This window comes from Rhodophyticola sp. SM2404, from assembly GCF_053570515.1.
On the sequence record NZ_JBSEDL010000005.1, the window covers coordinates 127,444 to 150,012 of the forward strand.

Annotated in this window: 25 protein-coding genes; 12 read left to right on the forward strand and 13 right to left on the reverse strand. The window is 58.3% G+C overall.

Annotation, left to right across the window (positions count from 1 at the left end; translation table 11 throughout):
* The first annotated feature begins 73 nt into the window (after positions 1-73).
* A complete protein-coding gene (locus tag ACTYEO_RS09370) occupies positions 74-220 on the forward strand; it encodes a hypothetical protein (protein WP_449323474.1) in 147 nt (48 codons plus the stop codon).
* A 155-nt stretch (positions 221-375) separates the two neighbouring features.
* On the opposite strand, the gene ACTYEO_RS09375 is transcribed toward ACTYEO_RS09370, so the two are convergent.
* Both ACTYEO_RS09375 and ACTYEO_RS09380 read right to left on the reverse strand, forming a co-directional pair.
* Positions 376-639 carry an FAD assembly factor SdhE gene (locus ACTYEO_RS09375; protein WP_449323475.1) on the reverse strand — a complete coding sequence of 88 codons (264 nt, stop codon included), beginning with the start codon at positions 637-639 and terminating at the stop codon, positions 376-378.
* 3 nt (positions 640-642) lie between these two features.
* Positions 643-1,059, reverse strand: coding sequence for a helix-turn-helix domain-containing protein (locus tag ACTYEO_RS09380; protein ID WP_449323476.1), 417 nt, complete (start codon positions 1,057-1,059; stop codon positions 643-645).
* A gap of 179 nt (positions 1,060-1,238) precedes the next feature.
* Here ACTYEO_RS09380 and ACTYEO_RS09385 point away from each other — a divergent pair, with 179 nt between their 5' ends.
* Positions 1,239-2,441, forward strand: coding sequence for a pyridoxal phosphate-dependent aminotransferase (locus ACTYEO_RS09385; protein WP_449323477.1), 1,203 nt, complete (start codon positions 1,239-1,241; stop codon positions 2,439-2,441).
* Between the two features lie 57 nt (positions 2,442-2,498).
* Here the strand turns inward: ACTYEO_RS09385 and ACTYEO_RS09390 are convergent, their stop codons facing one another.
* The gene (locus tag ACTYEO_RS09390; RefSeq protein WP_449323478.1) at positions 2,499-2,867 is read right to left on the reverse strand and encodes a DoxX family protein; all 369 of its coding nucleotides are present in this window, start codon (positions 2,865-2,867) and stop codon (positions 2,499-2,501) included.
* A 245-nt stretch (positions 2,868-3,112) separates the two neighbouring features.
* On the opposite strand from ACTYEO_RS09390, the gene ACTYEO_RS09395 reads away from it, so the two are divergent.
* The 3 genes from ACTYEO_RS09395 to ACTYEO_RS09405 all read left to right on the forward strand — a co-directional run bounded on the left by ACTYEO_RS09395 (position 3,113) and on the right by ACTYEO_RS09405 (position 5,762).
* Positions 3,113-4,441 (forward strand): ferredoxin reductase family protein, encoded by a 1,329-nt coding sequence (locus ACTYEO_RS09395; protein WP_449323479.1) that lies wholly within the window; start codon positions 3,113-3,115, stop codon positions 4,439-4,441.
* A gap of 91 nt (positions 4,442-4,532) precedes the next feature.
* Entirely contained in the window at positions 4,533-5,237 is a 705-nt protein-coding gene (gene arsH / locus ACTYEO_RS09400) for an arsenical resistance protein ArsH (protein ID WP_449323480.1), read from the forward strand.
* A gap of 105 nt (positions 5,238-5,342) precedes the next feature.
* Positions 5,343-5,762: a hypothetical protein gene (locus ACTYEO_RS09405; RefSeq protein ID WP_449323481.1), complete on the forward strand. Its 420-nt coding sequence runs from the start codon at positions 5,343-5,345 to the stop codon at positions 5,760-5,762.
* A gap of 23 nt (positions 5,763-5,785) precedes the next feature.
* On the opposite strand, the gene ACTYEO_RS09410 is transcribed toward ACTYEO_RS09405, so the two are convergent.
* Positions 5,786-6,214 carry a DUF6314 family protein gene (locus ACTYEO_RS09410; protein ID WP_449323482.1) on the reverse strand — a complete coding sequence of 143 codons (429 nt, stop codon included), beginning with the start codon at positions 6,212-6,214 and terminating at the stop codon, positions 5,786-5,788.
* 81 nt (positions 6,215-6,295) lie between these two features.
* Here ACTYEO_RS09410 and purB point away from each other — a divergent pair, with 81 nt between their 5' ends.
* From purB to ACTYEO_RS09435, 5 genes are all read left to right on the forward strand, one after another.
* A complete protein-coding gene (purB, locus tag ACTYEO_RS09415) occupies positions 6,296-7,600 on the forward strand; it encodes an adenylosuccinate lyase (RefSeq protein WP_449323483.1) in 1,305 nt (434 codons plus the stop codon).
* A 191-nt stretch (positions 7,601-7,791) separates the two neighbouring features.
* Complete coding sequence (locus ACTYEO_RS09420; protein ID WP_449323484.1) at positions 7,792-8,844, forward strand: FliG C-terminal domain-containing protein; 1,053 nt, start codon at positions 7,792-7,794, stop codon at positions 8,842-8,844.
* A 61-nt stretch (positions 8,845-8,905) separates the two neighbouring features.
* Complete coding sequence (locus ACTYEO_RS09425) at positions 8,906-9,940, forward strand: ligase-associated DNA damage response exonuclease (RefSeq protein ID WP_449323485.1); 1,035 nt, start codon at positions 8,906-8,908, stop codon at positions 9,938-9,940.
* Positions 9,937-11,529 (forward strand): ATP-dependent DNA ligase, encoded by a 1,593-nt coding sequence (locus ACTYEO_RS09430; RefSeq protein ID WP_449323486.1) that lies wholly within the window; start codon positions 9,937-9,939, stop codon positions 11,527-11,529. Before ACTYEO_RS09425 ends, ACTYEO_RS09430 begins: the two co-directional genes overlap by 4 nt.
* Positions 11,530-11,598: 69 nt before the next feature.
* A complete protein-coding gene (locus ACTYEO_RS09435) occupies positions 11,599-11,781 on the forward strand; it encodes a hypothetical protein (RefSeq protein WP_449323487.1) in 183 nt (60 codons plus the stop codon).
* Between the two features lie 23 nt (positions 11,782-11,804).
* Here the strand turns inward: ACTYEO_RS09435 and ACTYEO_RS09440 are convergent, their stop codons facing one another.
* The 8 genes from ACTYEO_RS09440 to ACTYEO_RS09475 form a co-directional block, all read right to left on the reverse strand.
* Entirely contained in the window at positions 11,805-12,584 is a 780-nt protein-coding gene (locus ACTYEO_RS09440; protein WP_449323488.1) for a gamma-glutamyl-gamma-aminobutyrate hydrolase family protein, read from the reverse strand.
* Between the two features lie 147 nt (positions 12,585-12,731).
* Positions 12,732-13,118 carry a RidA family protein gene (locus tag ACTYEO_RS09445; protein WP_449323489.1) on the reverse strand — a complete coding sequence of 129 codons (387 nt, stop codon included), beginning with the start codon at positions 13,116-13,118 and terminating at the stop codon, positions 12,732-12,734.
* Positions 13,115-13,534, reverse strand: a complete 420-nt coding sequence (locus ACTYEO_RS09450; RefSeq protein ID WP_449323490.1) for a GlcG/HbpS family heme-binding protein — start codon at positions 13,532-13,534, stop codon at positions 13,115-13,117. Before ACTYEO_RS09450 ends, ACTYEO_RS09445 begins: the two co-directional genes overlap by 4 nt.
* Positions 13,535-13,619: 85 nt before the next feature.
* Positions 13,620-14,948: a calcium-binding protein gene (locus ACTYEO_RS09455; protein ID WP_449323491.1), complete on the reverse strand. Its 1,329-nt coding sequence runs from the start codon at positions 14,946-14,948 to the stop codon at positions 13,620-13,622.
* A gap of 57 nt (positions 14,949-15,005) precedes the next feature.
* On the reverse strand, positions 15,006-15,407 hold the full coding sequence (locus ACTYEO_RS09460) for a hypothetical protein (RefSeq protein WP_449323492.1): 402 nt from the start codon (positions 15,405-15,407) through the stop codon (positions 15,006-15,008).
* Positions 15,389-15,772: a hypothetical protein gene (locus ACTYEO_RS09465; protein WP_449323493.1), complete on the reverse strand. Its 384-nt coding sequence runs from the start codon at positions 15,770-15,772 to the stop codon at positions 15,389-15,391. The genes ACTYEO_RS09460 and ACTYEO_RS09465 overlap by 19 nt, the downstream gene beginning before the upstream one ends.
* A 320-nt stretch (positions 15,773-16,092) precedes the next feature.
* Positions 16,093-18,237 (reverse strand): malate synthase G, encoded by a 2,145-nt coding sequence (locus ACTYEO_RS09470; protein WP_449323494.1) that lies wholly within the window; start codon positions 18,235-18,237, stop codon positions 16,093-16,095.
* 101 nt (positions 18,238-18,338) lie between these two features.
* Positions 18,339-18,509, reverse strand: coding sequence for a DUF2256 domain-containing protein (locus tag ACTYEO_RS09475; RefSeq protein WP_449323495.1), 171 nt, complete (start codon positions 18,507-18,509; stop codon positions 18,339-18,341).
* Between the two features lie 172 nt (positions 18,510-18,681).
* Between ACTYEO_RS09475 and pepN the strand changes: the two genes are divergently transcribed.
* Positions 18,682-21,255, forward strand: a complete 2,574-nt coding sequence (gene pepN / locus ACTYEO_RS09480) for an aminopeptidase N (RefSeq protein ID WP_449323496.1) — start codon at positions 18,682-18,684, stop codon at positions 21,253-21,255.
* Positions 21,256-21,264: 9 nt separating this feature from the next.
* Here the strand turns inward: pepN and ACTYEO_RS09485 are convergent, their stop codons facing one another.
* Complete coding sequence (locus ACTYEO_RS09485) at positions 21,265-22,023, reverse strand: heparan-alpha-glucosaminide N-acetyltransferase (protein ID WP_449323497.1); 759 nt, start codon at positions 22,021-22,023, stop codon at positions 21,265-21,267.
* Positions 22,024-22,166: 143 nt separating this feature from the next.
* On the opposite strand from ACTYEO_RS09485, the gene ACTYEO_RS09490 reads away from it, so the two are divergent.
* Positions 22,167-22,568 carry a hypothetical protein gene (locus ACTYEO_RS09490; RefSeq protein ID WP_449323498.1) on the forward strand — a complete coding sequence of 134 codons (402 nt, stop codon included), beginning with the start codon at positions 22,167-22,169 and terminating at the stop codon, positions 22,566-22,568.
* The last annotated feature ends 1 nt before the right edge of the window (position 22,569 follow it).

Genomic DNA, 22,569 nt, shown 5'->3' on the forward strand with positions numbered 1-22,569 from the left:
GTGGCCATCTGACGGATTGCTGGTCACCCCACCGGATCCTGCTGTGCAAGATGTTCCGTCCAAACGCTGATAAATGCCCGAACCATTCGAGCTTGTCCCCGTCACCGACGGGCAGGAGACGGATTGGGCAGAAGCGGGCAACGCGAAACTCATCCATATCAGACAGAGCCACACCAAGCCCAAAAACAGGGCCACGGGGCGCCACCGATACGGTGGATAACATCTCGACTCTGTCTGCACGGCACGCGCCTTTCGATCAAAAGATCAATAAACGCGTCCAAAAGAGGGTTAATTCCCTAATGTTGAGTTAACAACAGGGGGCTGTGGATAAGAATTTTTGAACCATGGGGCCGCGACCTCGGCCCGCGCCTGCCCTCAGACAGGTTTGACGTAAGCGGTCAGGCCCGAGAGAAATTCCGCATAGGCAGAGGGTGGTTCTTTCTGGCCCGAGACCCATTGGTAAAGGTCATGATCCGCCTCGGCCATGATCGTCTCGACAAGGTCCAGCGTGGCATCATCCGCATCGGCCAGATTGGCATCAGCCCATGACCCGAGCAGAATATCCATCTCCTTGATGCCGCGATGCCATGCCCGCATGCGCAAGCGTTTGATCCGGATATCTCGGGTCTCAGATGCCATTCTTTATACCTTCTCGGCCAAAGCGAGGCGCAGGCGCTTTTCAAGCCGGCCCATTTCCTCGGCAATTCGGTTTTGCTCGACCCGCAGGCTGCGCATTTCCGCCATAAGGGAATTTACATCCCCTGTCAGCGGCGCGGTCTCGACAGGCGCGTCGATCCCGTCGCCCTTGCCGTTCAAGAGCCACATGATGGAGACGCCCAAAACACCTGCCATCATTTGCAATTTATTGGCGCGCGGCTCGCTCATGTCGTTTTCCCATGCGCGGACGGTGGTGGTTTTCACCCCCAAACGACGGGCCAGTCCCGCTTGTGTCAGCGAAGCCGCCTCGCGTGCGCCTGCCAAACGATCCCCGAAGGTCGCGGTATCCTCGTCATACCAACCGTCCTGAATATCGGAGCCTGTAATGATGTCATCCGTCATGGTGTAACCTTTCCGGCGCGAAACAGCGCTTTTCGTCATATTTCCTACACGAGAGAGTGGATTCGTCGCTTGATCGTCTGCCTCGCGGACCCTAAGCATGGGCCCGAACGATGTAAACCGGACCGCCCGCCCATTTGGGCCCTTCCATCAGGTCCGGCCACCAACCCCGGAGAGACCCGATGCCCTTCCTGTCTGAAACCCTCGCACGTGTTAAACCTTCCCCCACCATTGCTGTCACCAATCTTGCAAACGAGCTGAAGGCGCAGGGTAAGGATGTGATTGGCCTTGGGGCCGGTGAGCCTGATTTTGACACGCCCGAGAACATCAAAGCAGCCGCAAAAGCGGCGATTGATGCAGGCAAAACGAAATATACGGCAGTCGATGGCATTCCCGAGCTGAAGCAGGCGATCTGCGCCAAGCTCAAGCGCGATAACGGGCTGGATTACATCCCTGCACAAGTCACCGTGGGCACGGGTGGCAAGCAGATCCTTTACAATGCGTTGATGGCCACGATGAACCCCGGCGATGAGGTGATCATCCCCGCGCCTTATTGGGTGAGCTACCCCGATATGGTGTTGCTGGCCGGCGGTGAGCCTGTGGCCGTCGAGGCGGGCATCGAGACGAATTTCAAGCTCTCGCCCGAAGCGCTTGAAGCCGCCATCACGCCAAAAACCAAATGGTTCATCTTCAACTCGCCCTCCAACCCGACAGGGGCGGCCTATTCGGCGGCGGAGCTGAAAGCACTGACAGATGTCTTGATGCGCCACCCCCATGTCTGGGTGATGACCGATGATATGTATGAGCATCTGGTTTATGACGGGTTCGAGTTTGCCACCCCCGCTCAGATCGAGCCCGGCCTTTATGACCGCACCCTGACCTGCAATGGCGTCTCCAAAGCCTATGCGATGACGGGCTGGCGCATCGGCTATGCCGCGGGCCCCGAGGAGTTGATCAAGGCGATGCGCAAAATCCAGTCGCAAAGCACCTCGAACCCTTGCTCGGTCAGCCAATGGGCCGCCGTAGAGGCGCTAAATGGCACGCAGGAGTTTCTTGAGCCAAACAACGCCATGTTCAAACGCCGCCGCGATCTGGTGGTGGATATGCTCAATGAGGCCGAAGGCATCACCTGCCCCAAGCCCGAAGGCGCGTTTTATGTCTATCCTTCGGTTGCGGGCTGCATCGGAAAAACCAGCGCAGAAGGCACGAAAATCGCAACGGATGAGGATTTCGCCCGCGCCCTTCTGGAAGAAAAAGGCGTGGCAGTGGTCTTTGGTGGGGCTTTTGGCCTAAGCCCGAATTTCCGTGTCAGCTACGCAACTTCTGATGAGAACCTCAAGAAAGCCTGCGAGCGTATTCAGGCATTTTGCGCTGAATTGAGCTAAGAAAAAAGGCGGGCGCCTCTGCGGCGCCCGCCCTTTCATGTCAGCTTTGGAAATAGATCAGCTAGCGGCGGTTGATTTGCCCAAAAGCGCCAAAGCCTGATCGCGGTAGATATACAGAACCGCAGCACAGATCAGACCCAGAACCATCGCTGGAACCGCCGATGGCCCCAAAATCAGCAGATGGGCCAGAACCGCGCCAACCATGGTGCCGCCCAGAACAGCCGCACCAATCGCCTGCATTCCCGGAACCCAGAGAAGCACAGCGGCCCCCACTTCGATCAGACCCGTCACATAGCGGAACCATTGACCAGCCCCGATCGCGTCAAAGGTCTGAACCATCATGTCCACGCCCGCGAGCTTTGCACCACCCGCCCCGACAAATGCGAGGGTCAGCAGCGCGCGAAGACCAAGAGAAACATATTTCATTTTAATACTCATCTTTGCTTTTTGATTTGTGCCAATCTCTCATGCGCGCGAAGTTACCTCAATGCGCAGTTTCCAGCATTTGATGCGCATTTTTGCAGCACACCTGCGCAATGCCAAGCAAAGCCCCAAGGAATGCGCGCCGCAAGCAGGCCAAACAGATGGATTTATGAGGAAGGTTTATTGCGACCAGGCTGAAAGGTCTTATAGCAACGCCAATCGACGCAATTCCTATCTAAAGGATCAAAATGTCCCTCTTCGGCCTCGCTCTTATTGCTCTGACAACGCTTTTTCCGATCCTCCAACTCGCGGCCTTGCCGAATGTGACAGATAAGATCGCGCTTTTTAGCCAGTATTTGGGCATGGCGGCCCTGATCTTGATGGCTTGGGGGCAGATCATGGCCACCCGCCTGCGCGGGATCGAGACGATCTTTGGCGGCTTGGACCGCGTGTACGTTTTGCATAAATGGGCGGGCATCATCGCGATGTTGGCCATTCTGGTCCATGATACGATTGATGCAGATATGGACGGGCTGGGGGCGGAATCCGCTCTAAACGATCTTGCCGAAACCTTGGGAGAGATCAGCCTGTACGGTCTGCTGATCCTCGTCGTGATCTCGGTGGCGACTTTCATCCCCTATCATCTGTGGAAATGGACCCATAAGGCGATGGGGGCGTTGTTTGCAGCAGGCACATTCCATTTCTTTTTTATCCTGAAACCTTTTGCGATGACCGATCCCGCAGGCTTTTATACAGGTGCATTTTGTATCGCAGGCCTGATTGCCTATGCTTGGACAGTGCTGCCCGAAACGATGCGCCCCTCCCATGGCTACCGCATCACCGCGCTTGATCAGACGGGCGATGCCACCGCGATTACGCTGGCCCCGTTGGGGCGCGGTCTGCGCCATAAGGCGGGGCAATTCGGTGTCTTCCGCTTTACAGGCGCCAATATGGGCGAGGCGCATCCTTTCAGCTTCTCGGATGCCCCGCGCGCCGATCACGGCTTGCGGGTGACCATCAAGCCAATGGGCGATTTCACCACCAAGCTTCTTCCCGCTTTGCAAATCGGCCAAGAGCTGCGCCTGCAAGGCCCATACGGGCGGTTCGAGCGCAAGGGCAATAAGCCCGAAATCTGGATTGCCGCGGGTATCGGGATCACCCCGATTTTAGCTTGGGCAGAAACACTTGAGGCCGACAGCGCCCCCGTTGATCTGTTCTATTGCATCCGCTCGCGCGCGCTGGCACCGCATCTGGACCGGATCGAGGAATTGGCCGCATCAAAGCCAAATCTAACCTTGCATCTTATTGTCTCTTCTGAGGGCAAAAGACTGACGCCTGAGGTGATCTTCCAGACCATCGGCGCGCGTCTTTCCGAGGCCAAACTGGGTTTTTGCGGGCCTGCCAGCTTGCGTGAGGCCCTGAAAACAGGGCTGCGGCGATACGGCGTGACCGCGCGCAACTTCCATTATGAGGAATTCGAGTTCCGCACAGGGATAGGCCTTGAACAGCTCGCACGGTGGGTTCTGGCGCGCGCGGCTGCAAAGGCGCGCAATTTAGGCCAGCGCCAAAGCAGCTGACCCCTGAGATAAAAAGGCTATACGGTTTTGCCCTTGTGGAAACCATATTCCTTCTTTATTTCACTATTTCACGAAATACGGGATATACCTCATGAGCCTGCCAAATATCGACGCGCCATCGCTGCTTCCAATCGAGCCTGCCGAGTATATCGGCCAAGGCGATGATGGCCATGCGCCGCGGATATTGATGCTCTATGGCTCGCTGCGCGAACGGTCTTTCTCACGGCTCTGCGCCGAAGAAGCCACGCGCATTCTGGAAGCTTTTGGCTGTGAGGTGCGCTTCTTCAACCCCGAAGGCCTGCCCTTGCCCGATGCTGCCCCCGCAGACCATCCCAAAGTGGCCGAGCTGCGCGATTTGGCGATGTGGTCCGAAGGAATGGTCTGGTCCAGCCCCGAACGCCATGGCGCGATGACAGGCATCCTGAAGGCGCAGATTGACTGGCTTCCCCTGTCGCTTGGCGGCATGCGGCCCACGCAAGGAAAGACACTGGCTTTGATGCAGGTCTGTGGCGGCTCGCAGAGCTTCAATGCCGTTAACCAGATGCGCATTCTGGGCCGCTGGATGCGGATGGTGACAATCCCCAATCAATCCTCGGTCGCCAAGGCTTTCCTCGAATTCGACGACGAGGGGCGCATGAACGCATCGCCCTATTACAACCGGATCGTCGATGTGATGGAGGAATTGGTGAAATTCACCTATATGACGCGCGGGCGCGCAGCCCTGACTGATCGCTATTCTGAACGGGTCGAGACAGCGCAGGCGCTCTCCAACCGCGTCAATCAGAAGTCAATCTGAGGTGGCGCCAAGCGTGGTAGAAACCTCAGCTGCGCCCAAGCACTTCCGCCCCGAGCAGGAAAACAGTGGACGCCTGCCACGGCTTTCAATACACCGCGCACTGTTATGACAGATTTACCCGAGTTTTATTTCCGTATTCGTGAAAACGGCGCCGTTATGTTCCGCGTCGATACAGAGAACCGCCAGCGACGGATCGAAATGTCCGAGATCGCTGTTATCAATGTGCGCAACGGAAATATTCGCCCTCACGGGGATCATGTCCTGACCGAGGACGAGCGCGAGGTCATCGCCGAATGGATGGAGGAACGTCGCGCCATTCTGGCCGAGCGCGATCTTGATGATATCCACCGCGCCATTGACCACCTCAATCTGACCACGCAATGGGTCCAAAGCCGCGCCTCCGAGGACGAGCTCGACTCGATCACCGACCGTCTTCTTCTCGCGATGCATGACCTGCGCAGCGTCTTGGTCCGCAAAAAAGCAGATCGCTTGATCAAAGCCCAAAAGGCAGAAAATTCCGACTGATCGCCCTACGCCGCGCCCCTGTTTTAACGTGTAAACCGGCTGGTGATCAGCGCGTCTTTGCGCGGCCCCGTGACCTTCCAAACGCTTTGCCATTCGGGCCATTGGCTAAAATCATAGCTCACATGATACATATCGGGGTCACACCAATGCGCGTCGCGGGTCTGATCGGTGGATAGGGTATGAAACGGGCGGCCATCCTCGAAAAACACGGCCAAAGCTGCGCCCTGCTGCTGCCAAAGATAGCGCCGTGTGGCGCGCATCGGCGGGGCAGTGCCGTAATGCAGCAAACCGTTTTCCTCCTGCCAGATGTGTGACCCCTCCTCACGCCAGTGACACTCCCCCTCAAAGCGCCCCGTGATACCCGCACGCTGATCCTCGATCACACGGCTCAACCGCCAAGCCCCGATCAGATCGGCCAAGCTGATCGCCAAATTCGGGGCAGATTGGCCCATAATTCCCTGTCTCCCTTGTTCCTTGGCCTCGCGCCCCTTATGAGAACCCGCAACGTCCCAAAGAACAAGGTCCGACCTCCCATGATCCCCCGTTATTCTCGCCCCGAAATGGTCGCCATCTGGTCGCCCGAGACCAAATTCCGCATCTGGTACGAAATCGAAGCCCATGCTTGCGACGCACAGGCTGATCTGGGTGTGATCCCCAAGGAAAATGCCGAAGCCGTCTGGAAAGCCAAAGATGTCGAGTTTGACGTGGCCCGCATCGACGAGATCGAAGCCGTCACCAAGCATGACGTCATCGCCTTCCTCACCCATCTGGCCGAGCATATCGGCTCGGAGGATGCGCGTTTCGTGCATCAGGGCATGACCTCCTCGGATGTTCTGGACACCACACTGAATGTGCAATTGGTGCGCGCCGCCGATATTCTGCTGGCCGATATGGACCGCCTTCTGGCCGCGCTGAAAACCCGCGCCTTGGAGCATAAAGACACCGTTCGCATCGGCCGCTCGCATGGTATCCATGCCGAGCCCACCACCATGGGCCTGACCTTCGCGCGTTTCTATGCCGAGATGGATCGCGGGCGCGCACGCCTTGTGAATGCACGTGACGAAATCGCCACGGGTGCGATCTCGGGGGCTGTCGGCACCTTCGCAAATATCGACCCCGCCGTGGAAGAGCATGTCTGCGAGAAACTGGGCCTCAAGCCCGAGCCGATCTCGACCCAGGTGATCCCGCGTGACCGACACGCAATGTTCTTTGCCACGCTCGGTGTGATCGCCAGCAGCATCGAGAATATCGCTACTGAAATCCGCCATATGCAGCGCACCGAGGTTCTGGAGGCCGAGGAGTTCTTCTCGGCAGGTCAGAAAGGCTCATCGGCGATGCCGCATAAACGCAACCCCGTGCTGACCGAAAACCTGACAGGTCTGGCCCGTCTGGTGCGCATGTCGGTCATCCCTGCGATGGAAAATGTCGCTCTCTGGCATGAGCGCGATATCTCGCATTCCTCGGTCGAGCGCAGCATCGCACCTGACGCGACCGTGACGCTTGATTTCGCCCTGAACCGCCTTGCAGGCGTTGTTGAAAAGCTGGTGATCTATCCCGAAAACATGCTGCGCAATATGAATCAGTTCAAAGGTCTGGTCATGTCGCAGCGCGTTCTTCTGGCACTGACCCAAGCGGGCACCTCGCGTGAGGATGCCTATCGCCTCGTGCAGCGCAATGCGATGAAGGTCTGGGAGCAAGGTGCTGATTTCAAAGAAGAACTCCTTAAAGACGACGAGGTGACAGCCGCGCTTAGCCCTGCCGAGATCGAGGAGAAATTCGACCTTGGCTACCACACCAAACATGTGGACACGATCTTCAAGCGGGTCTTTGGCGCGTAAGATAAACCGCAAAAACTGACAACGAAGGGCGACCATCACCTAGCGATGTGTCGCCCTTTTTCATTTGGACTATGGCAGCCGCGTGTCCTGCCGCTAAAATCGTCTGTATTGGCCGTGGCCGCGGAAACCTCTGATTAACACTTGCCCATCATTTTGAGGCGGAGTGAAACAATCGCGTCAGGAGTGGCACGGTGAGTAATCTAGAAACAACCACGGCCGCCGTGCTTGACGCGGCGCCGCAACCGAATGTGCAAAAGCTGCAGCCCTCGCAAAAGGCCGCCGTGATCGTGCGGCTTTTGCTGACACAGGGCCTCTCGCCCGCGATTGACAGGTTGAGCCCTGCACAACAAGAGCGGCTGACCCAAAGCATGGCCAATCTGGGCCATATCAACCGCGACACGCTTGGTGCGGTGGTGCGTGAATTTGCCGAAGCGCTCGACAATATGGCCCTGACCTTTCCAAGCGCCCTGTCCGATGCCGTGGCCCTGCTGGAGCCGCATCTCTCAGCCAAAGCCCAAGAAGCGCTGAGCGAGAAGGCCGCGCTGCATGACGGCACCGATCCATGGACGCAACTGGCCGCCATGGAGGCCGAGACCCTGCGCCCGATCCTAAGCCGCGAAAGCGCCGAGATTTGCGCCATTCTGCTTTCCAAGATCGGGGTGGCAAAGGCCGCGCAACTGCTTGCGGCCTTGCCCGAGGACCGCGCGCCTGCCGTGGCCCATGCCGTCTCGCTCACCGCGACGATCTCGCCGCAAACCATTGAAACCATTGGCGAGACCCTGCTCAACCAAATCCGCTCAACCCCTCGCTCGGCCTTCAAGGCCAGCGATGTGGACCGCGTCGGCGCGATCCTCAACTCGGCCACAGGCGTTACGCGCGACGCCGTGCTGGAAGGGATCATCGCCCGCGATGCGCTCTTTGGCGAAGAAGTGCGCCGCGCGATCTTCACCTTCGATCATATTCCGCGCCGCATTGATCCCAAGGATGTGCCCAAAATCATCCGTGAGGTCGAGAGCGACAGCTTGGTCACCGCCTTGGCCACAGGTCTGGAAACCGCGCCGCTTTCGGTCGAATTCCTGCTCGAGAACATGTCAAAACGCATGGCCGAGCAATTGCGCGAGGAGGCCGAGGGGCGCGGCACACCGCGCGTGGAAGAAGGCGAAGCCGCGCAGGCCCGCATTGTCACAGCGATCCGCGATCTTGAAAGCGCGGGCGAGCTGCTTTTGGTCCCCGCTGAGGAATGAGGGGGAACCACCCCTAGTCCTGCCCCTCTCCTCGCCCTAGGTTTGGGCGATGGAGGGCTGAATGGTTTTGCAATTCACAAAGCGTGGCATCTATTGCCCTGCGGGCGATTTCTATATCGATCCGTGGCGTCCCGTGGAGCGCGCGCTGATCACCCATGGCCATGCCGATCACGCCCGCTCAGGCCATGGTGCCTATCTGGCAACCCAATCCGCCGCCCCTGTCATGCGCCACCGCTTGGGCGATATCGCGCTTGAGACCATCGCCTATGGCGAGACCCGCCAGATCGGGGATGCCCGCGTAAGCTATCACCCTGCAGGCCATGTTCCTGGATCAGCCCAAATCAGGGTGGAGGTGGCGGGTGAAGTCTGGGTGGCCTCAGGCGATTACAAAACCATCGACGACGGATTGTCTGAACCCTTCGAGCCCGTGCCCTGCCACGCCTTCATCACCGAAAGCACCTTTGGCCTACCGATTTACAACTGGCCCGATCAGGACAGGCTCGCGCGCGATATCAATGCGTGGTGGGCCGCAAATGCTGCGGCGGGGCGGTTTTCGGTCTTGGGGTGCTACGCGCTCGGCAAGGCGCAGCGCGTGCTGCGCCTGCTCGACCCTGCGATTGGCCCGATCCTGACCCATGGCGCGATCGAGGCCACCAACCAAGTGATCCGCGCCCAAGGGCTGGCTTTGCCCGACACGCTGCAAGTGACCCCTGATCTGGACGTCAAAGCCCATGCAGGTGCTTTGGTCATGGCCCCGCCTTCGGCGCTTGGGTCTTCATGGATGCGGCGCTTTGGGCAGGCCTCGACGGCCTTCGCCTCGGGCTGGATGCAATTGCGCGGCGTGCGCCGCAGGCGGGCGGCAGATCGGGGCTTTATCATCTCGGATCATGCAGATTGGGCGGGCTTGAACTCTGCTATCCAAGCCACTGGTGCAGAACGCATTTTTGTGACCCATGGCTATGTGAACCAATTCTCGGCCTATCTGCGCGAACAAGGGTATGATGCAGGCATCGTTGAGACAGAATTCAGCGGCGAAAGCCTCGATATCGCTGAGCCTGAGGCGGATACCAGCGCCCAGACAGGGGGCGCAGAATGAAACGCTTTGCAGCCCTTTTCACAGCCCTTGATCAAAGCACCAAGACCCGCGTGAAAACCGATGCGCTGGCCAGCTATTTCCGCGAGGCACCCGATCCTGACAAGCTTTGGACCATCGCGCTTTTGTCGGGCCGCCGCCCCCGCCGCGCCATCACCAGCACGAAACTGCGCGAATGGGCAGCCCAGCGCGCGGGCATCCCTCTATGGCTGTTCGAGGAAAGCTACCGCGTGGTGGGCGATCTGTCCGAGACCATCGCGCTGGTCCTGCCCCCCAATACGAAAGACAGCGATGAAAGCCTCAGCGCTTGGATCGCCCGTCTGCGCGGCTTGGACAAGGTCGAGGAGGAGGAACGCAAGGCCACGATTTTTGAAGCTTGGGATCGGCTTGGCCAGACCGAGAGGTTTGTCTTTAACAAGCTGATCACGGGTGGCTGGCGTATGGGGGTCAGCCAGAAATTGATGACCCGCGCTTTGGCGCAGGCCACCGATATCGACGAGGCCGAATTGACCCACCGCCTGATGGGCGATTGGCACCCCGATAGCATCAGCTTTCACGCTTTGGTCGAAGCGCCTGACCCAAGCGCTGGCCTGTCGCGGCCCTACCCCTTCTATCTCGCCTATCAATTGGAAAACCCGCCCGAGGCGCTTGGCCCCGCCAGTGATTGGCTGGCCGAGCGGAAATGGGATGGCATACGCGGGCAATTCATTCATCGAGAGGGCGCGCATTTTCTGTGGTCGCGCGGCGAAGACCTGATGACCGAGCGGTTTCCTGAATTGGCCCGCCTCAAGGATCATCTGCCAAGTGGCACCGTGATTGATGGCGAGGTTCTGGCCTTTGCCGAGGAGCGCCCCTTGCCCTTTTCCCGCCTGCAACCGCGCATCGGGCGCAAGACGGTGTCCATGAAACTGCTCAGCGAGGCCCCCGTTATCCTGATGGCTTATGACCTTCTGGAATGGCAGGGCCAAGATATCCGCCAAAGCCCGCTGCGCGACCGCCGCGCCCTGCTGCGCCAAGCCTTGGACTATGTGCCGCCCGACATGCCCCTGCGCCTCTCAGCCGATCTGGCCGCCCCCGATTGGCAGAGCCTGACGGTCGAGCGCGCCCGCTCACGCGAGATCGGAGCGGAGGGGTTGATGCTCAAACGGCTTGATGCGCCCTATCTGGCGGGGCGCAAAAAGGGGGATTGGTGGAAATGGAAGATCGACCCGCTCACCATTGATGCGGTGATGATCTATGCGCAGGCAGGCTCAGGCCGTCGCGCCACGCTTTATACCGATTTCACCTTTGCCGTGTGGAAAGGCAATGAGCTGGTCCCCTTTGCAAAAGCATATTCGGGCCTGACCGATACCGAGTTCCGCGAGATCACGGCTTGGGTGCGCAAAAACACCACCGACCGCTTTGGCCCCGTGCGCGCCGTGCGCCCCCATCATGTCTTCGAGATTGCCTTTGAGGGCATCCAATCCAGCCCCCGCCATAAATCTGGCGTCGCCCTGCGCTTTCCGCGCATGTTGCGCTGGCGCAAGGATAAACCCGCAGACCAAGCCAATACATTCGAAGAGCTTCAGGCCATGCTCCGCCTATATGGCTAGAAAACCCTGAAAATTGTGGCGATCCGTGCTATGCTGGCCTTCCCAAGTCACCAACCAAGGGAGGCGATCATGGGACCATCTTCCATCATGACATATGCAAGTGCACTCTATAGCGCCCATGGTGATCAGGCCGAATTCGAGGCGGCGCAAAAAGCCCGTGTCGCACGCGAAAAGGGCGATCTTAGGCGGGCAGCCACATGGGATAAGGTGCGCATTCACATCCGCCAAATGCGCGGCCCGCTCGCGACCTAAGCGGCGCAAGCCTGATCACAGGTTCAAGCGACCTCGGCCACGGGGACGGGGCGGCGGCCTGCGGCCCATGCTTTGGCCGCCAGCCCGAAAGCCGCAAAGAGGGGGCGCGAGACGGGATCTTCGGCAGCGCGATATTCAGGGTGCCATTGCACCGAAAGCGTAAAGCCGGGCGCATCCTTGATAAAGATCGCCTCGGGCGTGCCATCAGGGGCCTGCCCGTCGATCACCACCCGCGCGCCCGCGCGGTTGATGCCTTGGCCATGCAGCGTATTGGTCATCACTTGCGATGCGCCAAACAGGCGGTGGAACGGGCCGCCTTCGGTGAAGCTGACCGTATGGCGCAGCGCGAATTTCTCCTCAAGCGTGCCATCTGGTGGCATGCGGTGGTTCATCCGCCCCGGCAAATCGCGGATTTCAGGGTAGAGGCTGCCGCCCATGGCGACATTGACCTCTTGGAAACCGCGGCACACGCCAAAGATGGGTTGGCCCCGCTCGACACAGGCGCGGATCAGCGGCAAAGCCACCGCATCGCGGGCGCGGTCAAAGGCACCATGCGCTTCGGTTTCTTCCTCGCCATATTCCTCGGGATGCACATTGGGCCGCCCGCCCGTGAACAAAAACCCGTCACAAGACTCAAGCAAATCTTCGATTTTGACAAAGCGCGGATCGGCGGGAATGAGCAGCGGCAGCGCCTCCGAGACACTGGCGATGGCCTCCGAATTCATCGATGCACCGCCATGCACCTCATATTGATCATTGATCAAATGGTGATTTCCGATGATGCCGATAATGGGGCGTGCCATGTCTTTTCCCGAGATGTGATGGGCAAGATATAGCGCGCGCTGCACATAAGGGGAAGAGACCCCACCGCTGCGCACGTCCCGCTTTATGTGGATGCGCCGCAAATGGGGCGGGGTTGCCGATAAAATAGGCAAGCTTTGCCCCGCGCCCTACCCCGCCTGTTTCAGCGCGGTCACCTCGATCTCGATTTTCATGCGCGGGTCTTGCAGGGCCGCGACAAACATCGTGGCGGCGGGGCGCACCTGCCCCAACCACTTGCTGGTCACAGGCCAGCAGGCCTCCCACAGAGCAGCATCTGGCAGGATGTAATGCACCCGCACCACATCCGCCATGCTGGAGCCCGCCTTTAGAAGCGCTTTTTCGATATTGGCGAAGCATTGCTCGGCCTGCGCCGCGACATCCTCCGAGATCTCCATCGTGGCATAGTCAAAGCCCGTGGTGCCCGAGACGAAGACCCAATCCCCCTGCACAACCGCGCGGGAATATCCGATCTGCGCCTCGAAGGGCGAGCCCGAGGAAATCAGCTCACGGCTCATGACAGTGCTTCAAACCCTGCCGCTTCAACTCCTGCAACAGCGGCCAGTGCGTCATTGTCAGACGTGTCGCCTGTCACACCGATCGCGCCGATCACGGCACCATCCTGTTTGATGAGAACCCCACCTGGAACAGGGACAACACGGCCTTCAAATGCGCCGTTTACGGCTGCCATGAAATAGGCCTGCTGTTCGGCTCGCGCCATCTGCGCCGAGCCGGGCATGCCAAGCATAACCGCGCCATAGGCCTTGCCGCGCGCGATCTCGAAACGACCGGGGCTGGAGCCATCTTCACGCTCAAATGCCAGCAAGTGACCCCCTGCATCCAGCACAGCCACAGAGAGGGGTTTCAGCCCCAATTCACGACCTTTTTCGCGGGCCTTTGCGATCATCTCGCGTGCGGCATCCAATGAAATCATATTCCCTGCTCCCAATGCATTTACGTTGGCCGAAGAGATAGCAGCCAACGCGCGCAACAGGAAGGTTTTATTGGCCTATTTGCCTTCAAACGAAGGCAAAATCACCCTCATCCATCTGATCAAGCTCGGTGTTATGCAGATAGATCGAGCCTGCCCCGTATTTGATGATCACGGCACTGTCTTCGGCACTCAGGAAGAGGTCCTCGAAACCCTCGACCCCGCTGAAGCCAAGCTGGATTTTATCTTCGCCTTGGGTGAAGTCGAAGACCTGCTCGCGCCATGCTTGATCGCCCTGCTGGAAGGCAAAGATATCCGCGCCCTGACCACCGGTGAATTTGTCATAGAGCCCGCCGCCGCGCAGGAAATCATCGCCTGCACCGCCATCAAGGATGTCATAGCCCCCATCGCCATTCAGAACATCCGCGCCTTCTCCACCAAAGAGCTGGTCGTTCTGGAACCCGCCATCAAGCGTATCAACGCCAAGCTCTCCGAACAGGATATCGGCCCCGTAGCCGCCACTCAGACTATCGCCTCCGTCACCCCCAAAGAGGAAATCACCACCCGCATCGCCAAACAGGCGGTCATTGCCCAGACCACCCTCAAGCGTGTCACGGCCCCAGCCGCCACGGCCTGTGTCATCGCCCGCGCCCAGAATGATCTCATCCGCGGCGCCTTTGCCATTGGCGAAATCATTGCCAAGGCCCAATTCGATCCGCTCGGCGATTTCAGCGCCAATCACCCAATCATCGCCCTCACTGCCGAACAATGTGTTGCTTTCGATGGCAAGCGGCGCGACCTCTGGCTGGGTGCCGATGGACAACAGAACGATCTCATGGGGGTTCAACTCAAGCGAGAGCTGCCCGTCATTGAGAACCGATTGCGCATCAACATCGCGGATAACGGTGACGGCATCAGGATCGCGCGGGTCTTCGCCTTCGGCCACACCCATGATCTGAACCTGCGCGCCAGTGCTATCGCCGATCAAAGCATCCAGATCGAGATCAAGCGCCATATCCTCGTTCACGCGAGAATTGATCACGATATATGTGCTGTCTTCGTCGCCAAAGCCATGCATATCCAGCCGTGAATCGGGGCGAGGCAACAAGATGGGCGTCATGCCGATGGTGTTTTCCGCCAGAAGCGCCATCATCTCGCCACCCGCTTTCAGGCCCGTCTCCGTGCCCTCGCGGCCCGCGAAGGAGGTTTTCACCTGCTGCTGCAAAGCCCAAGAGGTGGCGATATCGACACCATTGGCTGTCATCTCGTGGAAATAGGCGGCCAAGGCACCAGCTTGCTTGAGGCCCGTATCAATCGCATCGCGTTCGCTCTCGCTGGCCGTGTCCCAATTCGAAACACCGCCCTGACGCGCGCTGATATTCCATTCCGACAGGATGATATCGAGATCCTTGCCCATCAGGTCGGAATAGCTGTTCCAATGGTCCCAAGGGGCATCGAAACGGTCAATCGTCTCTTAGCTGCTGCTGATATAGCGATGGCCCGTGATCGCATCGATCGCATCAATCGCATCAGATGGCAGGTTCGAGATCAGGATTTGCGACAATTCCTGCGCCGATGAAATTCCATCCCCGTTGAAATCGCCATTATCGCCAAAATGGCTGGCTTGCAGGGAAATTGCGGGGCGCTCATAGCCCAAGGGCAGATTGCCTGCCGCCTCGAATGCGTCGATCTCTTCGCGCGCGATAACCGCCAGTTCCGAGGCCACACGGCCATATTCCTCGGCGCTCATATCGGGATAAATCCAGAATTCATTGCCAAGCTCGAACCCAGTGACATCAACGCCGCTTTCCAGAACCTGACGCAGATAGCCCCGAATACCTTCGGCATCTGCCGCGCTCAGGATCGAGCTGCCCATGGGGGGGGCAAGCTGCCATCTTCGGGCAAATAGCGCAGGGTCGGCAGCACAAAGAGGCCCGAGATATCATTTTCCGACAGATAGGTCAGGAACTCATCCAGCGGCTCGACCGTTTTGGCGACAACCGTTCCATCCGCATCGGTGCGATACCCGATAGAGGCGTTTGGATTGGCAGGATCAAAATATTGCTCGGTGACGGTGCCACCGGGATATCTGATCAAGCTTGTGCCAAGATCTTCGGCCCGATCATCGAAGGTCCCGTCGACGCGGTCCCATGCATAAACAAAATTAGTGCCAAAATGATCTGCTGAAATTGTTTCCCCCGAAAACACGCCAGCAGATACCGAAACCGATACATTCTGCATCTTACCAATCCCAAAAATTACTCATTTTCCAAGATTGATTTCAGCAAGAATTGTGCAGGGACTGGTGATGCCTAGGAGTGAAACGCGCAGTCTGTAGTGGGGAAGACTCTCGTGGGATAGAATTTGAAATTCTGGAAGATGTCAGATGCACGATGGGTAAACATCAATAAACAAAAGAGCGCCAAATTGGCGCTCTTTATGAGAGTTTTGTATCTTTTGATCGCAACGTATCGAAATCATCAAAATGGCGTAGAAATCACAAGAATTTCGATTAAAACAGGGCGCTCAGCATCCGTTGCTTTTCCATCTTGATGAAAAGGTTACGCAGCCTTCCATTCCAAACGCCGCGCGTGGAGGACTGGCTCGGTATAGCCTGAGGGCTGTTCACGTCCCTTCAGGACAAGGTCACAGGCCGCTGCAAAAGCTATGCCATTAAAGCCCGGTGCCATATTGGTATAGGCCGCATCGCCTGCATTCTGGCCATCAACCACTTCCGCCATGCGGCGCATTGCGGCGATCACCTGCTCTTCCGAGACCACATCGTGATGCAACCAATTCGCGATATGCTGCGCCGAGATACGGCAGGTCGCGCGGTCCTCCATCAGGCCCACATGGTTCAGATCAGGCACTTTGGAACAGCCAACGCCCTGATCGATCCAGCGCACGACATAGCCAAGGATGCCTTGGGCATTGTTCTCAAGCTCACGTGTGATCTGCTCGGGCTCCCAACGTCGATAGCTGGCCAGCGGGATATCGAGAATGGCGCTCACATCACCACGACGCCCGCCCTTGGCAAGCTTCTCCTGAACCGCGGCCACATTGACCTTGTGGTAATGCAGCGCATGCAGGGTCGCCGCTGTCGGGCTGGGGACCCAAGCGCAATTGGCGCCAGCGCGGGGGTGTTCGATCTTGGCCTCCAGCATGGATGCCATCGCATCAGGCATGGCCCACATGCCCTTGCCGATCTGCGCCCGACCGCGAAGCCCGCATTCCAGACCGATATCGACATTCTGGTTTTCATAGGCCGTGATCCAGCCCTTGCGCTTGATGAAGTCCTTACGGCTGAAAGGCCCTGCCTCCATCGAGGTGTGGATTTCATCACCCGTGCGATCCAGAAAGCCCGTATTGATAAAGCACAAACGCTTTTTCGCCGCGCGGATACATTCCTTGAGATTGACCGTCGTGCGGCGCTCTTCATCCATAACTCCCAGTTTGACGGTATTGGCTTCAAGGCCCAACACGCCTTCAACATGGGTGAAAATCTCATCCGCAAAGGCCACTTCTTCGGGGCCATGCATTTTGGGCTTCACCACATAGACGGACCCCGCAACCGAATTGCGCGCGCCCTCGGATTTGTTCAGATCATGTTTGGCGATCGAAGCGGTGATCATCGCATCCATCATGCCTTCAAAGGCTTCTGATCCATCGCGCAGCAGAATGGCTGGGTTGGTCATCAGATGGCCCACATTGCGCACCAGCATCAAGGCGCGGCCTTTAACGCTGATCTCGCTGCCATCAGGACCCGTATAGGTTTTATCGCCCGCAAGGCGGCGGGTCATCATCTGGCCGGATTTCTCGAAGCTCTCCTCCAGATCGCCCCGCATCAGCCCCAGCCAATTGCCATAGGCCAGCACTTTATCCTCGGCATCGACACAAGCGACCGAGTCTTCGCAATCCATGATCGCGGAGACAGCGCTTTCCATACGGATATCGGCCAGCAAGGCCTGATCGCGGCTGCCAATCGGATGGGCGCGATCAAAGACCAGTTCCACATGCATGCCGTTATTGCGCAGCAATACCGTGTCAGGCGCTTTGGGATTGCCCGTAAAGCCGATGAATTTCGACGGATCAACCAGCGCCTTGTCGTCAATCAGCAATTGGCCCTTTTCGACATAGTAGCGTCGCATATCGGCATGGCTGCCCCCCTCAATCGGGAAGGCATCATCCAGAAAGACCCGTGCGCGCGCCACAACCCGCGCCCCGCGCCCGCGATCATAGCCCCCCGGTGTCGGCAGGCTGCCCATGGCATCGGTACCGTAATAGGCATCATAAAGGCTGCCCCACCGTGCATTGGCCGCATTCAGGGCAAAACGCGCATTGGTAATTGGAACGACAAGCTGCGGGCCTGCCACTGTGGCTATCTCGGGGTCCACCTTGCTGGTTTCGATCTCGAAGGCCTCGCCCTCGGACAAAAGGTAGCCGATTTCGCGCAGGAAATCCTGATAGGCGTCACGGTCATGCGGCTTGCCGCGATGCGCGATATGCCAGTCATCAATCTGCTTTTGCAGGCTCTCGCGCTTCTCGAGCAAGGCGCGGTTCTTGCCCGCCTTGTCATGCAAAAGCGCCGAGAACCCTGCCCAAAACGCACCCGCCTCAATACCAGTGCCTGGCAGAGCTTGCGTTTCGATGAAATCAGCCAATTCGGTTGCAACCTGCAACCCGTCGCGATCAACCCTTGCAGTCATGTCCGTCCCTCTCGAATGCATGGCCAAGCGGCCCTTGTTCGCATCGTGATTAGACAAAAAGTTTCCGATAGGCAACAGCGTGGTAAGAAAAACTAACCAATTCAGGGCTTAGATTTTGCATCTGGCCGTTTGCCCCGCGCATTTCGGCAGCGATCCGAGCAATAGCGGACCTCATCCCAGACCTTTTCCCATTTCTTACGCCATGTGAATGGCAAGCCGCAGGATGCGCATGTTTTGGTGGGCAGGTCGGATTTTCGGATCATTTTGGCCATGCCCCTGACCTAGCCCGCCTGCGCACCCCGTCCAAAGGATTTTGCGCGCGCCGCCAATCCCATCCCAAGGCCCCAATAAACATTCCCGAACGGGCCAGTTAACGTGTTGCACTTTGCCCGCGCGTGCCTAAGCTGCGCCCCTTATTTACGACTGCATTTTGGAGAGACATTCGTGAAGGATTCAGCGCCGCTTTCGATTGAACTTGCTGATTACAGGGCGCCGAGCCACCTGATTGATGAGGTGCATCTGACCTTCAAGCTGTCCCCCAAGGGCACACGTGTCTTCTCGAAAATCACATTTCGCGAAAACCCTGACGGGCTGGACGATGGCAACCTGTATCTCGATGGCGAACAGCTGAACCTGATCTCAGCCAGCATCGACGGCACGCCGCTGCGCGAAGACGAATATCATCTGACGCCCCGTGGCCTGACCGTATCCAACACACGCCTGCCCCACCCCACCTTCACATGGGAGGCCGAGGTCGAGATCAACCCAGAAGACAACACCGCCCTTGAAGGGCTTTATATGTCAAACGGCATGTTCTGCACCCAATGCGAGGCGGAAGGCTTTCGCAAGATCACCTATTACCCAGACCGCCCCGACGTGATGGCCCCTTTCACCGTGCGGATCGAAAGCGATCTGCCTGTGCTGCTGTCCAATGGCAATCCGACCAGCCAAGGCGACGGGTTTTCAGAATGGCATGATCCATGGCCCAAACCCGCCTATCTGTTCGCGCTGGTCGCAGGCGATCTGCGCGCCCATTCTGACAGCTACACCACCACCTCGGGCCGCAAGGTCGATCTCAATATCTGGGTCCGCCCCGGAGATGAGGAGAACTGCGATTACGCCATGGATGCGCTCAAACGCTCCATGACTTGGGATGAGGATGTTTATGGCCGCGAATACGATCTTGATGTGTTCAACATCGTTGCGGTTGATGATTTCAATATGGGCGCGATGGAGAATAAGGGGCTGAATATCTTCAACTCCAAATTTGTCCTCGCCTCACCCCAAACCGCGACAGATACCGATTATGACTTCATTGAAGGCATCATCGCACATGAATATTTCCACAATTGGACGGGCAACCGCATCACCTGTCGTGATTGGTTCCAGCTTTGCCTCAAGGAAGGCCTGACCGTCTTCCGCGACCAGCAGTTCAGCGCCGATATGCGCAGCGCGCCTGTCAAACGCATTGAAGACGTATTGCAATTGCGCGCCCGCCAGTTCCGCGAAGATGCAGGCCCGCTGGCCCATCCCGTGCGGCCTGAATCCTATGTCGAGATCAATAATTTCTACACGGCCACTGTCTATGAAAAAGGGGCCGAAGTGATCCGCATGCTGCGCCTTCTGGTTGGCAGCGAAGCTTATGACGCGGCGCTGCAACTCTATTTCGATCGCCATGACGGGCAGGCCTGCACCATCGAGGATTGGCTGCAAGTCTTCCAAGATGTGACCGAGCGCGACCTGTCGCAATTCAAACGCTGGTATACCCAAGCAGGCACCCCGCGCCTGAGTGTCGAGGAACGTTTCGAAGGGGGGATCTACACCCTTAAACTACACCAAAGCAGCGCCCCGACCCCGGGCCAGCCGCTCAAAGAGCCTCTGGTCATCCCCGTCTCCTTCGGCTTGCTGGATAGTGAGGGCCGCGAAACGCACCCCTCGCGTCTTGCCGAGCTGACCGACCCCGAGACCACACTTATTATGGGCGGGCTGAGCGAAAAGCCCGTTCTGTCGATCCTGCGGGGCTTTTCCGCCCCCGTGATCCTTGATCATAGCCCCAGCTTTGAAGATCGCGCCTTGCTGCTGGCCCATGACACGGACCCGTTCAACCGTTGGGAGGCGGGGCGATCCCTCTCGCGGGAGGTTCTGGTTGATATGCTCACCCAAACCCGCGCGCCTGCCCCTGCCTTTCTTGACGGGCTTGAGTGCTTGACCAGCGATGCAAGCCTTGACCCTGATTTCCGCGCGCTTGCCTTGGCGCTGCCATCTGAGGACAGCCTTGCCCAAAGCCTGCATGACAATGGCATCACCCCCGATCCTGTGGCGATCCATGCGGCTGTGTTGAAGCTTGAGCACGCGATCGGCACCCATATGCGCGCCACATTCGAGGCGCTTTATGCCGAGATGGATACAGGCCGCCGCTATAGCCCTGACGCGGCCTCGGCAGGCAAACGCGCGTTGCGCAACAAGGCCCTGCGCTATTTGACAGCGGCGTTGGGGCCTGATCTGGCGCAGGCGCAATATCAGGCGGCCAGCAATATGACAGACCAGCTTGCCGCCCTCTCCTGCTTGATCGGCGCAGGCCAAACCGAGCCTGTGCGGGCCTTCTATGATCAATGGCACAAGAACCGATTGGTCATGGATAAGTGGTTCATGCTGCAAGTGGCCCATGCCGCCCCCGAGCAGGCCGTGGCCACCGCAAACACCCTGAGCGCGCATCCTGATTTCGACTGGCAAAACCCCAACCGCTTCAGGTCGCTGGTGGCGGGGCTGACCTCGGGCAATGCCGCGGGCTTCCATGACCCGTCTGGCGCAGGCTACCGTTTTCTGGCCGATTGGCTGATCAAGATGGATGGCAAGAACCCGCAGACAGCCGCGCGCATGTCCACCGCCTTCGAGACATGGCGGCGCTATGATGCGGACCGCCAAGGGATGATACAGGATGAACTGGCCCGCATTGCCGCCACCCCCGATCTCAGCCGCGATATGGGCGAGATGGTGGCCCGTATCAGTGCGGCCTAAAGCCAGCCCCTAGCGCAGCACATTCGCCGCAAGCCAGACCAGCCCGAGCAGAACGGGCTGGTGGATCATATAAACAGCCAAGGAATGCCGCCCAGGCCAGGCCAGCAGTTGGCTCAAGCGGCCTTGCCCGAGCCTGCCCAAACGCTCCAACAGCCCCGAGGCGCGGGCCAGTTTGGCCGCCGCCATCCCGATCAAAAAGGGTGCGAACCAAGGAAAGAGCGGCACGAAATCATTGGAGACGGGATTGCGCGTGTGCAACCCGACCCAAAGCAGCGCAGGCTGATCAAATAGCGGCGCACGAAAGACCATCGGCAGCACCAGCACAAAACCGCCAAGCGCCCCCAAAACCCATGCAGGCCAGCGGCGGATCACAAGCCCGATCACGCTGGCCAAGGCGATGGAATGCAAAATACCGAAAAAGATGAAGGCATTGGGAAAGACAACCCATGTCACCGCCGTGATCGCCAAGGCGCAGGCCACAATCATCGCCAGACGCCGCCAAAAACCGCGCATCCGCGCCACGGGATCATGCGCCAAAATCAGGCTGCCCCCCGCAAGAAACAGAAACGAGGCCGCAATCGCCATCGCAAAACCGCGCCATAGCGGGGAAAAAACCGTGCCTGCTGCAACAAAACCGAACAGTTCGAGATCAAAGGTGAAATGATAAATTGCCATAGAAAACAAGGCGATACTGCGCGCAATATCCAAGGCCGCAATCCGCCCCGCCTCAGGGGATGAAACAGCGCTGTGCGCGACCCCTCGCGTCACGGTCGTTTTGCCTTTGTGGGTCTGCCTCTCATGCGCGCTTGTCCCAAAATCATCTAAACCACGCCTTTTTTGTGCCGTAATTCAAATACAATAGAAACTTATAACGGTTGTAATGGTTTATTATGTTTACTGAAAGCAACAGCATGTCTTATTCGCGCCGCTCTGCAAACCGAGTCGTGATCGTTCTTGCGCTCAGCGCTTTGATCGTTCCCCTTCTATGGGTTTGGAGCGTTGCACCCGCGCTTGCGCTGGCCATTGCGATACCTGTTGCGTCTTTTGCTCTTTGGAAATTGGTCTTTGCCCCCAGCTATGGCGTGAGCTTCGGGAAAGAGCTTATCAAAGTGACCTCAAAGAAGGGTGCGGCCTGCGTTCCCGTGGATAAGGTTGCCTATTTGCGCCTTGTGAGCCCTGTTCAGCACAGGCCCGCCGCTTTCGTAATGCGCGATGGCAAGGAAATCGAATTGCCTGATCTGGTTCTGCCCACTGACATGGATCACTTGCGCAACATGGCGTCCCAAAGCGGCGTCATTGTTCGGGCCGCCTGAT